The organism is Neobacillus sp. DZ-9 (genome assembly GCF_059587065.1).
Genome location: NZ_JCAIOL010000002.1, coordinates 349750 through 362209, shown reverse-complemented (window position 1 = coordinate 362209; position 12460 = coordinate 349750). Strand labels below are relative to the sequence as shown.

The 12460-nt window shown below is 37.4% G+C and carries 13 protein-coding genes; 5 read left to right on the top strand and 8 right to left on the bottom strand.

Annotation, left to right across the window (positions count from 1 at the left end):
* Positions 1 to 18: 18 nt before the first annotated feature.
* A complete protein-coding gene (gene ykzE / locus AC59HZ_RS06305; protein WP_263297902.1) occupies positions 19 to 153 on the bottom strand; it encodes a protein YkzE in 135 nt (44 codons plus the stop codon).
* Position 154: 1 nt separating this feature from the next.
* Positions 155 to 316 carry a protein YkzP gene (gene ykzP, locus AC59HZ_RS06300; RefSeq protein ID WP_166257651.1) on the bottom strand — a complete coding sequence of 54 codons (162 nt, stop codon included), beginning with the start codon at positions 314 to 316 and terminating at the stop codon, positions 155 to 157.
* 134 nt (positions 317 to 450) lie between these two features.
* Between ykzP and AC59HZ_RS06295 the strand changes: the two genes are divergently transcribed.
* From AC59HZ_RS06295 to AC59HZ_RS06275, 5 genes are all read left to right on the top strand, one after another.
* The gene (locus AC59HZ_RS06295) at positions 451 to 792 is read left to right on the top strand and encodes a DUF3905 domain-containing protein (RefSeq protein WP_496545002.1); all 342 of its coding nucleotides are present in this window, start codon (positions 451 to 453) and stop codon (positions 790 to 792) included.
* Between the two features lie 85 nt (positions 793 to 877).
* Positions 878 to 1999 (top strand): CdaR family transcriptional regulator, encoded by a 1122-nt coding sequence (locus AC59HZ_RS06290; protein WP_496545001.1) that lies wholly within the window; start codon positions 878 to 880, stop codon positions 1997 to 1999.
* A 105-nt stretch (positions 2000 to 2104) separates the two neighbouring features.
* Positions 2105 to 3517, top strand: a complete 1413-nt coding sequence (gene glcD, locus AC59HZ_RS06285) for a glycolate oxidase subunit GlcD (protein WP_496545000.1) — start codon at positions 2105 to 2107, stop codon at positions 3515 to 3517.
* Positions 3514 to 4839: a (Fe-S)-binding protein gene (locus AC59HZ_RS06280; RefSeq protein ID WP_496544999.1), complete on the top strand. Its 1326-nt coding sequence runs from the start codon at positions 3514 to 3516 to the stop codon at positions 4837 to 4839. The genes glcD and AC59HZ_RS06280 overlap by 4 nt, the downstream gene beginning before the upstream one ends.
* 115 nt (positions 4840 to 4954) lie before the next feature.
* Entirely contained in the window at positions 4955 to 5158 is a 204-nt protein-coding gene (locus tag AC59HZ_RS06275; protein ID WP_430069313.1) for an alpha/beta-type small acid-soluble spore protein, read from the top strand.
* A gap of 40 nt (positions 5159 to 5198) precedes the next feature.
* Here AC59HZ_RS06275 and AC59HZ_RS06270 read toward each other — a convergent pair whose 3' ends face one another.
* From AC59HZ_RS06270 to AC59HZ_RS06245, 6 genes are all read right to left on the bottom strand, one after another.
* The gene (locus tag AC59HZ_RS06270; RefSeq protein ID WP_496544998.1) at positions 5199 to 6290 is read right to left on the bottom strand and encodes an anti-sigma factor domain-containing protein; all 1092 of its coding nucleotides are present in this window, start codon (positions 6288 to 6290) and stop codon (positions 5199 to 5201) included.
* Positions 6287 to 7033 (bottom strand): RNA polymerase sigma factor SigI, encoded by a 747-nt coding sequence (gene sigI / locus AC59HZ_RS06265; protein WP_496544997.1) that lies wholly within the window; start codon positions 7031 to 7033, stop codon positions 6287 to 6289. The genes AC59HZ_RS06270 and sigI overlap by 4 nt, the downstream gene beginning before the upstream one ends.
* A 243-nt stretch (positions 7034 to 7276) precedes the next feature.
* Positions 7277 to 7744 carry a hypothetical protein gene (locus tag AC59HZ_RS06260; RefSeq protein ID WP_496544996.1) on the bottom strand — a complete coding sequence of 156 codons (468 nt, stop codon included), beginning with the start codon at positions 7742 to 7744 and terminating at the stop codon, positions 7277 to 7279.
* 106 nt (positions 7745 to 7850) lie between these two features.
* On the bottom strand, positions 7851 to 9389 hold the full coding sequence (locus AC59HZ_RS06255; protein WP_496544995.1) for an aldehyde dehydrogenase family protein: 1539 nt from the start codon (positions 9387 to 9389) through the stop codon (positions 7851 to 7853).
* Positions 9390 to 9404: 15 nt separating this feature from the next.
* On the bottom strand, positions 9405 to 10502 hold the full coding sequence (locus AC59HZ_RS06250) for an SDR family oxidoreductase (RefSeq protein WP_496544994.1): 1098 nt from the start codon (positions 10500 to 10502) through the stop codon (positions 9405 to 9407).
* Positions 10503 to 10708: 206 nt separating this feature from the next.
* A complete protein-coding gene (locus AC59HZ_RS06245) occupies positions 10709 to 12289 on the bottom strand; it encodes a peptide chain release factor 3 (protein ID WP_496544993.1) in 1581 nt (526 codons plus the stop codon).
* Between the last annotated feature and the right edge of the window lie 171 nt (positions 12290 to 12460).

The window sequence follows — 12460 nt, the reverse complement described above, 5'->3', positions numbered from 1 at the left end:
AAGCCGGGAATTCCCGGCTTATTTTTCTTTCCTTGCCCCTTTTTGCTTAAATATCTTTTTTATTTCATATAGCTTAACCCCATTAACATCGCCAATTTCCATACTGAAATCTTCTGTCGGAATACGCGGTGGGATTTTACGACGGCCTGCCATTTTAACTTCTTCCTTTTTTTCCTAGTTTTGAATTCCGGTTTTGAAATCGAATAGCATTGTTATTATCAGTGAATTCCGCTGAGAATTCACTTTCCTGGACATTTTTGTGCGGGGTTTTCGTATATTTTTCTACAGCATCAAATTCTGCTTTTCGCTTCGCCATGGTGTAACTCCTCCTAATAATTAATCTTACAGTTTTAGTTTTTTCATTTATAACTCAATCATTCATTTCCTTATTTTTCATTCATAAAATTACTCGCTTGAAAGAAAATAAAATAAAAATGGAGTGGTGAAAAAATGACAAAAGAATATAAAGAAAAAGTAACCATTAACGAAACCATGCCCCACCAAATTAACGCACCCAGTTTTGAAGGTACTGGTATTAAGATGGAGGCTCCCTTTACCAATGAACATGGCGTAGTCATCGGAGACAGCCTTTATGCATCTGAAAACTCGCCATTGGAAAACTGGTCACAAGAAACCGATCCTGCCATTATGTCAGGGGACCAGTGGGTTCATCCCACCAATGATATTGGCTGGAACACCGCTGAGAACCGTGAGCTACTCGAAAGCAAAAGAAAGCCTAAAGGCTATCCATTTATGCATCCTTCCAAAGACGTCAGCCATGGAAGCGACTGAATGTAAGACACTCTGGGACTATGCTCCCAGAGTTTTTTATTTGCATGATATAATAAAAAGGATAGCTTTTTGAGGGGGACAAATCATGTTAATACCTGAACTCGCTGAGAAAATTGTAAAAGAAGTGAGAAAGTTAATTGGCGAGGATATTATCGTCGTGAATAATGAGGGGTATATCATTGCAAGTACAGACCTTGAACGAGTAGGAACCTTTCATGAAGGGGCACTTATTGCTTCTCAAGAAAAGAGAAAGCTGATTATTACAATAGAAGATCAAACCAAACTTATCGGCGTAAAAGCAGGTATTAACTTCCCGATTTTTTTCCAAAATAACGTAATTGGTGTAATTGGTATTACCGGAGACCCCACAAAAGTAACGCCTTTCGGGGAAATCATCCGAAAAATGACCGAGCTTTTAATCAGTGAAAATTATTATGCTGAGCAATTTGATTGGCATTCCCGTGCTCTTGAATCTTTTGTCATGGATTGGGTCCAAGCCAAAGATTGGAATGATGCTTTTTTGAATCGCGCGAGACTGCTTAACATCGATATGGAAATAAAACGAGCTGCTGTGATAATTGAATTTTCTGGACATACCTCCCCAATCACCCGGGAAGCATGGTCCTCGATTTTTAAAAGATTTCAGAAAAATGATAAGGAAGTTGTCACCCGCTCAGGAAATGAACGAATCATTCTTTTAATCAATTGCACAAAGGGTGCTACTCGAGACAGGACGGAAAAACGCTTAAAACAATTTTTTCTTTTTTTATCGGATAATTTTAACATTCATGCAAATGCAGGTGTCGGCCAACCAGCGGACCCTAAAGAAATCAAAGTCTCCTACTCTCAGGCTGAAAGATGTTTAAAAATCGTTAAATCCCCCGGCAATATTGCATTTGATGAGGATTTAACCCTTGAAATGCTCTTAGAAGAAATCAGTCAAAAAACAAAAGCTGATTTTATAAAGCGAACACTTGGTCCTTTGATTCAGGAAAATGAACTTATAGGTACCATCAAGGAATTATTTAAACAAAATCATTCATTAAAAAATACAGCAAAAAATTTACATATTCACATCAATACCCTCCATTACCGTTTGAAAAAAGTGGATGAGTTAACCGGATTAAATTCGAATAATATCCATGATTTATTAACCATGTATCTCGCAACCCTCCTTTTAGATGAACAAACAAAAATTAACGAATAAATTAATATTTTTTTAGATATTTATCCATAGCAGGCGAATGCCTGTTTTTTTTATACTTATATTAGTTAACTTTGTAAGCGTGGTCACAAAAAAAGGAGGAACTTTATGCTTTCGAGTATCGTAAAAGAAAAAATAGTCTCTGTTGTAACCAGTGAAAACTTTGATGATAGTAAGGTTGAAAGACTTTCCTACTCCTATGATTCAACACCAAACTTTCAATCCCTGCCCGATGCGGTTGTCAGCCCAAGAAATACTCAAGAGGTATCTGAAATCGTAAAAATTTGTAATGAATATAAAATCCCGATTGTCCCGCGAGGATCAGGTACTAATCTTTGCGGAGGTACGTGCCCAACAGAGGGTGGGATCGTTATTCTTTTTAAGCATATGAACAAAATTTTAGATATTGATGAAGATAATTTAACTGTAACGGTTCAACCTGGAGTCATTACCCTTGAAATGACAAATGCAGTTGAAGCTAAAGGTCTTTTTTTCCCACCTGACCCTGGTTCCATGAAGATTTCTACCATTGGCGGAAACATAAACGAGAACTCAGGCGGGCTGCGTGGACTTAAATATGGAGTCACCCGGGATTATGTTATTGGACTCGAAGTTGTTGTTCCTAACGGTGATATTATTCGCACAGGCGGAAAACTGGCTAAGGATGTAGCAGGTTATGACCTTACTCGTCTCATGGTCGGCTCTGAAGGAACTCTTGGCATTGTTACAGAAGCAACTTTAAAGCTTATACCAATACCTGAAACTAAAAAAACCATGCTGGCCTTATATCAAGATCTTGAAGCAGCAGCAAAATCTGTATCGAAAATTATCGCCAATAAAATTATCCCAACAACGCTTGAGTTTCTGGATCAGCCAACCTTAAAGGTTGTCGAAGCATTCGCGCAAATCGGCCTGCCTACAGACGTGCAAGCAGTTCTTTTAATTGAACAAGATGGCCCTCCTGAAGTAGTAAACCGAGATTTAGAAAAGATGTCCGAGATTTGTAAACAGGAAAAAGCAGTCTCTGTTCAAGTAGCGGCAACTGAAGTAGAAGCAGAAGCGTTACGAACGGCTCGACGCACTGCCCTCTCAGCTTTAGCTCGATTAAAACCAACAACTATTCTTGAGGATGCAACCGTTCCACGATCCGAAATAGCGAAAATGGTAAATGCCATAAATAAAATTGCCAAAAAATATCAACTCGATATTTGTACGTTTGGTCATGCTGGTGATGGAAATCTCCATCCAACCTGTCCAACGGATTCCCGTAATCATGAAGAAATGGAACGTGTGGAAATGGCCTTTTCTGAAATATTTAAAAAGGCTATCGAATTTGGCGGCACCATTACAGGGGAACATGGTGTTGGAGTTATGAAGGCTCCATACCTTGAGTTAAAACTTGGTAAGGAAGGAATTGCCGTCATGAAGGCAATCAAACAAGCATTGGATCCTAATAATATTATGAACCCTGGCAAGGTTTTTGCAAAAGACAGCAGGAAGCGCGTGGTGGTTGGGAAATGACAACTGTGAAAGAAAGAGAAATCCTTCAAGAAAAATTTAAGGAACAGATGAATAATGATGAGTTACTTAATTGTATGCGGTGTGGGTTTTGTTTACCTTCTTGCCCGACCTATATTGAATCAGGTTATAAAGAATCTCATTCACCGCGGGGAAGAATTGCCTTAATGAAGGCTGTTGTGGATGGGCTAATTGAACCAGACGAGGATTTCGAACGCTCACTCGACCTCTGCCTAGGCTGTAGAGCATGCGAACCAGTTTGTCCTTCAGGTGTTAAATATGGACACCTTTTAGAGGATGCAAGGGATATCATCAATCAAAACAAAAAATTTTCCATGCCAGCTAGAGTAGTACGAAAAACGGTATTTGAAGGCTTGTTCCCTCATCCAAATCGAATGAAAAATTTAACCGGATTAATTGGATTTTATCAACGCTCCGGTATTCAAACGATTGCCAGAAAAATTGGCTTTTTAGGACTATTGCCGGAAAGTTTATTAACAATGGAGAAGGTGCTGCCTAAAGTGCCGACGATGAAAGAAATGAAAAACCGGCCAGACTACCTCCCAGCGATTGGAATACAAAAGCATCGTGTGGCGTTCTTCAGCGGCTGTTTAATGGATACTATGTTTATGAAAACTAATGATGCTACATGTAAATTATTACAAATAGCGGGATGCGAAATTGTCATCCCGCTAAATCAATCCTGCTGTGGTGCCCTTCATGGACATAGCGGTGAAAAACAATCAGCAAAGGATTTGGCTAAAAGAAATATTCAAGCATTTGAAGAATTGAATGTTGACTTTATTATTACAAATGCAGGCGGATGCGGTGCGTTTTTAATTGACTATGATCATTTATTAAAGGACGATCCGGTATGGAGGGCCCGCGCAAAAATATTCGTCGAAAAGATTCAAGACATATCGGAAATTTTAGTGTCGGTTGGTTTTCATCAAAAGGTAAAATTAGAACTTCCTAAGCAAATTATTACCTATCAGGATTCATGCCACCTGCGAAATGTCATGAAAACCGCTTCTGCCCCAAGAACACTGTTAAAGTCCATAAAAGGGGTTGAATATGTGGAAATGAAAGATGCGGACCGCTGCTGTGGGTCTGCAGGAATATATAATATAATTGAATCGGAAATGTCAATGAAGATGCTGGATTATAAAATGATTCAAGCAAAAAATACTTTGGCCTCAACAATTGTCACTGCAAATCCTGGTTGTTTGTTACAAATGAATGTTGGAATCGAACGTGAAGGACTCTCAAGTAAGATGAGAGGAGTCCATATTGTTGACCTCTTATTAGAAGCAATAAATGATTAAAATAAACAAGTATTCCAAATCCGAAAAACATTACCACTCATGAAAACAAAGAAGCAATAGAATAATATTGCTACAGAGATAAAAAATCTCTGGAGAAAAAAAGGAGTTGAATGAGATGGCTAATAGCAGCAATAAATTATTAGTGCCTGGAATTGAGCAGTACTTAGATCAGGTAAAATATGAAATTGCCCAGGAATTTGGAGTTAATTTAGGTTCAGATACAGTTTCAAGAGCCAATGGTTCTGTTGGCGGCGAAATTACCAAAAGACTTGTTCAGCAAGCTCAAGCCCAATTATCAGGTAATTTTACAAACCAATAATTTAATAACATGGAAAAAAGTCCGGGTTTGACCCGGACTTTTAATTATCAATTAAACCATTCAAATTCACTTCAAGATTTACCTTTTTATCATCTAAATTTACATTAAGGTTTACTTTGGCTTTTTCATTTTTCTTTTCATTATTTTTGATTTTATTTTTTTGAGATGGGTTTTCCTTTTCAACCGATTGTTTTTTGGTCTGACCGTAATTCTGTTTTATTGTTTCCTCCTCCATCTTTTTTAATTGACCAGGAGGAACTGAGTTTCCGCCAACATGATTATTTTTATTTTCTGAACTCGTGTTATTAATAGTGGTGTTTTCGGTCTGTTTTTTCATTTGACCAGGCGGCTCGGTTTTTTCTACTTTTTCTGTTTTTTCTGTTTTTTCTGTTTTTACTGACTGTGTTGGAAGGTCAGGTTTTTTATTTTCTTTATTTATTACATTTGTTTTCTCTTTTTCTTTAACCGTATTGGACAATAAATCCCCCATTGATTTTCCTTGTTTATTTGCCTTTTCTCGCGTTGCTTCTGATCCGCTAAACTCGGTAAGCTTTAAATGCTTCTCTTTAATTGCTGATTTGATTTCCTTGATATTTTTTTGAAATTTTCCCTCAACATCCTTTTCCATTTGTTTGGTTCGGACAGTAGAGAGGATAATTTCTTTATTATTATCCAGATATCCTTCATCCTTCATTTCAGCTAGAATTGCTTTAGTTACGTCTGAAAGGTTCCTATTTTTCCAATCATCCAGCTGCGAAATAACCTTTTTTCCTTCAGGATTATATCCAGTCATTTCAATAACCTGCGATTTATTATTGATACCAAGCTCAATGCTTGGATTTACATCTATAGACATATAAGCATATGCTTTATCATTTTGGAACATTGGAATAATTGCTCCGCAAAGGATAATAATGACCGCCATTGCCGCAGCCCATACAGATTTTTGTCTTAAAATATTTTTTGCTCCACGAAATGATTTATTAGTTCTACTACTTTCAATGGGAAAAAAATGTATTTCTTCCCCGATTGAATATGCTTGATCTTGCTTTCGGGCACGCAAAAATTCGCCTTCAGGGGTTAAAAGTGTCAGAAAGCTGTTATCAATTTTCATTACAATTCCCTTTTTCATTCCTCAAGCACCCCCTTTAAATAATCTTTTAAATAAACATAATCACTCGATAAAATCAGCGCAATCGCAATAATGTATTTTCGATTCCGCTCAATCGTTTTTCTGCTTACATTCACCATTTTTTCTAGTTGCTTAATAGGAAGACGCCGTTTTTCAAATAACAAATCCTTCATTTCCTGATTCTCAATCAGCATTTTCGCAGCATAAATGGCGTTTTTCCTCGCATCGGCATGCTTTGGAGAATTTTCAACCAAATCGCTGAAATTTAAATCAAAAGTCGTTAATAAGGTTTGAAATTGTATAATTTCATCTTTCCTGAGCTGATCATCATTTTTTTTATGAAAATCATCAAGGGAAAGCTCATTCACAATCACGGTACCAGGTGACTCTTCTTCATTTGAAGCATTGGTTAAGTCAATACTAATATGTTGGTTTTTAGTTTGTTTACGAATATAATCAATGACTCTTCTTTTGATTATTACTTCTGAAAAGCTTAAAAGCGAGCTTCCACGGTCGGGTGAATATTTTTCAATCGCTTCATTAAATGCGATAAGACCAATGCTAAATTCATCATCGGATTCATATATATATCGTCTGCATACGGAAGATACTGTTTTGGCAATAAAAGGTTTATAGGCATCAATAATTTCATTAATTAAAGATTTATCACCCTGTTGAATTAAGGTGACCGTTTCTTCTAACGTTCTTTTTTTCTTTTTGGTCATAAACAATAAACTTAGCATTTGCTCACCTCTATTCGACCAATTATAACATACGAATGTTACTTTGGACTTTATGTTGGTTAAGCATTTTCCAAAAAAGATAGACCCCAACGATGGCTATCTTTTCCAGTTTATTGTTTATAAAAATTGCGATCGCGTTTTTCATTAAATAGTTACGTTTCATATGATGGTGTTTGTGGGGGTTATCAAAAAGTTTTTTTTCCCAATAAAAAAGCATCAAACCAATACACGATTTGATGTTTTTTATTCGTTATGAAATTTTACAGATAACAAAAATTTTATTAAGAAGCCAGTTATCAGCCCTGGGATTAAAAACAACATGGGTAAAAAAACGGGTCCAGGGTGCACTTGAAATATAGAAATTTTTGGGGAAAGCATCAATCCCACTGTAACAAAATAAGCACCAAATACAAATGGTAAATAGGAGTATTTCTCATCCTTAGGCATTGCGGAACGATAACCATCCCAAAGGGAAAACATATAAACACATGGGTAAAACATGAGCCATTGATAATTGGTGACCGCTTCTGCTTTATCTATTTCCCCTAAGAAGCTGTACATAATCGCCTGATTAAAATGGCTATTCACATTCATTACAAATTCTAATACAACAAGCAATAATCCTTTGATATACTGTCCCATTAACAGTTGACTAAATCCAGGGAAAGCAATATTCCATAATACCGATTCCAATTTACTCATCTTTTTCATTGTACAATCTCGCTTCTTCTAGGCATTATTTTGAATTCCAAACTCTTTAATTTAGCTTATCCAGTCTAATGCCAAAATAACGATGGACCACTGAAATTTCCCAAGTTTAACTTTTCTTTAAGATGCTCAAATAACTTTTGACAAATTGCAGCCAATTCCTTTTTGCTTTAAAATAACTCTTAAAAAGAGTAAGAAACATTGGGTACTTATCTTCATAGGGGTACCAATGAATTTCAGTCTTCTTTCGCCCACGATCCTCAACGATTGATTTTTCATGGCAGAAGATTTTCAAACCAGCATCTCCATGATATCTGCCTATGCCGCTTTGCTTTGTACCGCCAAATGGAAGACCATGATTGGCAACTGTAATGATGACATCATTGATAACAACCGCCCCTGAAATAAGGTTCGAAGCTACTCTGCGTGCTTTTGAAATATCACTCGTCCAAACGCTTGCATTTAATCCGTAAACTGTATCGTTTGAAAGCCTAATTGCCTCTTCCTCTGTTTCAAAAGGAATGATAGGGAGAATAGGTCCAAACGACTCGTCTTGAATAATTTTCATCTGATGATTGACGTTTGTTACCATCGTTAACGGCAAAAACATTCCATTTTGCCATTTCTCCGGAGGGACTCCAGTTTCCAGGACAGCACCATTGTTTAGGGCATCCTCCAGCTGTTCCTTTACAATTTGAACTTGTGCCGGAAACGTCATCGAGCCAACATCTGCATTTACATCCGTTCCCTGCCGAAGTTCTGATATTTCCTTTTTCAATAAAGAAATGAATTTCGAATACACTGCTTTTTCTACATATAATCGTTCTGCACTCATACAAACTTGACCGCTATTGGTAAATGCTGCCCATGCAGCCCCTTTTGCCGCCCTCTCCAAATGGGCGTCCTTAAAAACAATCATTGGATCCTTGCCGCCAAGCTCCAGTGTCGTTGGTATCAGTTCTTTCGCTGCTACTTCTTGAATGATTTTTCCCGTTTTAACAGAACCGGTAAAAAAGATGTAATCCGGCCTTCCATTTGTAAAGGCTGCTCCAACTTCTTTTCCCCCGTGGGCTACTTGGACGACTCCGTTTGGAAATCCGGCTTTACGGAACAAATCTTCAATACATTTCCCAACCAACGGAGTTACTTCTGATGGTTTTAAAATCACTGAATTTCCTGATGCTATGGCGCTAATCATCGGTACCATCGCAAGCTGTAAAGGGTAATTCCATGGTGAAATTACGAGTACGATCCCTCGTGGCATATATTCGATATAGGACCTTTTACCAATTAACAATATTGGAGTTTTGATTTTCTTCTGATTTAAGATTTTTTCTGCATGCTTGCAAATATGATCAATGCTATCCAAGGTTGGCATGATATCTGCTATAAGCGCCTCAGTTACAACCTTCCCTGTATCAGCAGCAATAATTTTTGCCACTTCTTCCATCTCTTCGACCATTATTTCTTTTAGTTTTTTTAAATAGTTTAGGCGTTCCTCTATTTGAAGCTTACTCCATGCTTGAAAAGCAAGACGTCCTTTATGATAAAAAAAGCTTACTTGACTAGCAGGAGTTTCTTCAATCTCTCCAATTTGCTCTCCTGTTGCAGGGGCAATAACTTTTAGTTTTTCATGAACCGCATCCATGAACCTTCACCCTTTTTATAAGATTTTTATATGATAGCTTGCGTTATCCTTTTGCCTTAAATAGAAGCTTGCCATCGGTTTAATTCCTTCCCTAAAGTCGGGACATTTGATGCCGGAATCCTTTAAATCATTTTGTGCTTGTGTGTTATCAAAATTGCCCATCCAAGTAAAATAATCTAAAGCTTCTTTTTCTACACCAAGATATTTCCTTATTGATTTTATGGAAAGAAACCATTTACCAAGGGTTAAAGGAATCACTCCTTTTGGCTGTTTATTCAGAAGTTCTTGCATAATAATTTCATATAGCTCTGATGCACGACACGGCCTGGGATCCGTTAAATGATACGTTTTTCCCGCTGCCTTTTCGAAGAAGCTGAGATACGCCGTTGCTTGAATGATATAGTCGACAGGTACAAGATTGACAAACGCTTCTCCCTTTCCTAATCGGGGTATAAAAGGTAAAAACTTTAACCGCTCTAGAAAGTTCATGAAAAAATAAGGCCCATCAAATTTTATTGTCTCACCAGTATGAGAATGACCTTTGACAATACCCGGGCGGATAATTGTCACTGGTACATCCTTTTTTATTCCCTCTACCAAAACCTCAGCTTCAAATTTCGTTTCTTCATAATGATTTTTAAAACGTATAGGCCTGATTAATTCTGATTCATAAAGAGTACCCTCTCGTACTCCAACGACATAAGCAGTACTAAAATAGGTATATCTTTCTATATTGGGCAGCCATTTTAGCCATTCATTAACATTGGCTGTTCCGTATACGTTTACTTTATAAGCAATATCTCGCGGAACCGCCAGGTCATAAATAGCAGCTAAATGAAATACATGGGTTATCTTTTCCTTTAAATTAACCAGTTCTTCAGGATTCATCAACAATCCAGGATTTGTAATGTCTCCCTCAATTATTTTAAAAGAGGTATCGGGAAGCCCAAGTTCTGATAGAATGGTTTTTCGTTCCTTTTCTGCTTTATTGATCATACTCGGCAGCACGAGTGCAAAAACCTGCCCTTGTAAATTATTTTTCTTCCATACTTCCCGAATTAGTTGATTACAAATGAAGCCTGGAAAACCAGTGAAAAAATACCCTTTTTCCAATTTATCTCCCCCTAGATAAATTATCGATAATTGTTTTCATTGTAATTTCTTCCAAAAAGCTCCGTCTACAGGTAATTGGTCTGAATTTTCACAACATTATCCCATTAGACTTAATTGTTGATTTGAGCTTCAATCAACAGTGTTAAATTATCACCAAGGACGTTAACTGAGCAAAAAAAAACGGCGGGATATTTCCCGCCTTGTGTTTATTCATGTTGATCCATTGGATTATAAAGCTTTACATTTGGATTTTTTTCTTGGAACCATCTAAGGGCAAATTCGTTTTCGAATAAAAATACATAATGATCATAACGATCCTTTACCAGCAGGCTTCGTGAACTTGAAAGATTTTCATCTACTTCATTATTTTCCACCCACCGAGCAATCTTAGAACCGATACGCTCCATTAAAACCTCAGCATTATATTCATTTCTCATCCGATGCTCAAATACTTCAAACTGAAGCTGGCCAACTGCCCCTAATAAATACTCTTCCATCCTTACGGATTTAAACAGCTGAATGGCCCCCTCTTGAACGAGCTGCTGAATTCCTTTATAGAAGGATTTTTGCTTCATGACGTTCTTCGCAGAAACCTTCACATATAATTCAGGAGTAAACTGAGGTAATCTTTCATATTGGAAATCATCTTTACCGGTGGTAAGGGTATCACCAATTTGATAAGTACCAGTGTCGTACAAACCGATAATATCGCCGCTGACAGCCTCGTCCACCGTATTTCGTTCTTCAGCCATAAACGAAGTGGATTGGGAAAGCTTTAATTGTTTACCTAATCTTGGGATATTAACAGTCATCCCTCGCTCAAATTTTCCTGAACAAACGCGAATAAATGCAATACGATCACGATGGGCAGGATTCATATTGGCTTGAATTTTAAAAACAAAGCCTGAAAACTGTTCTCCCAATGGATCAATTTCACCAACAGATGAGTTCCGTGCCTTCGGTGGTGGAGCAAACTTCAGGTAGGACTCTAGGAAGGTCTGAACTCCAAAATTCGTTAACGCACTTCCAAAAAAAACAGGTGTCAACGTACCTGCTGCTACTTTTTCCGCCGAAAAGTCATTCCCAGCTTCATTCAAGAGCATAATCTCATCCAATGTTTGATCATAAAGACCTGAGCTCTTTATTGCATGGTCACCTTCAATTTCTCCCTCTTTATTCAAGGAGATAAATCGTTCTTCTTCACTAACTCGAAATTGCTCAACACGATTATTAAAACGGTCATAAATACCAAGGAATTCTTTCCCCATTCCAATAGGCCAGTTCATTGGATAGGACTCTATTCCGAGAACCTCTTCAAGTTCAGCCAGTAATTCAAGCGGTGCTTTCCCTTGGCGGTCTAATTTATTCATAAAAGTAAAAATCGGAATTCCACGCATCCGGCACACTTTAAAAAGCTTCAGTGTTTGTTCCTCAATCCCTTTAGCTGAGTCGACAATCATTACCGCACTATCAACAGCCATTAAGGTTCTATAAGTATCTTCACTGAAATCTTGGTGCCCTGGTGTATCCAAAATATTAACGCGGAATCCGTTATAATCAAATTGCATCACACTGGAAGTGACAGAAATTCCCCGCTGCTTTTCAATTTCCATCCAGTCACTTGTTGCAAATTTTCCTGTTTTCTTTGCCTTTACAGTTCCGGCATCGCGAATCGCTCCACCAAATAATAATAACTTTTCCGTTAGTGTTGTTTTTCCGGCATCAGGGTGGGAGATAATCGCAAATGTCCGGCGTGACAATACATCTTGTTTAAAATTGTTACCCATCTTGTCTTCCTCTCTTTTGACAATGAAAATTTTTGTCCATAACTTCAATCTTATCAGAGAAATCGTTACCTTTGCAATATTTCAATTTAGTACATGAAGTATTTCTTTTATCGAGTAACCGAAAAGACTATAATGTAATTATGTTCTTTAACTAGATAATAAAAGCTTAGG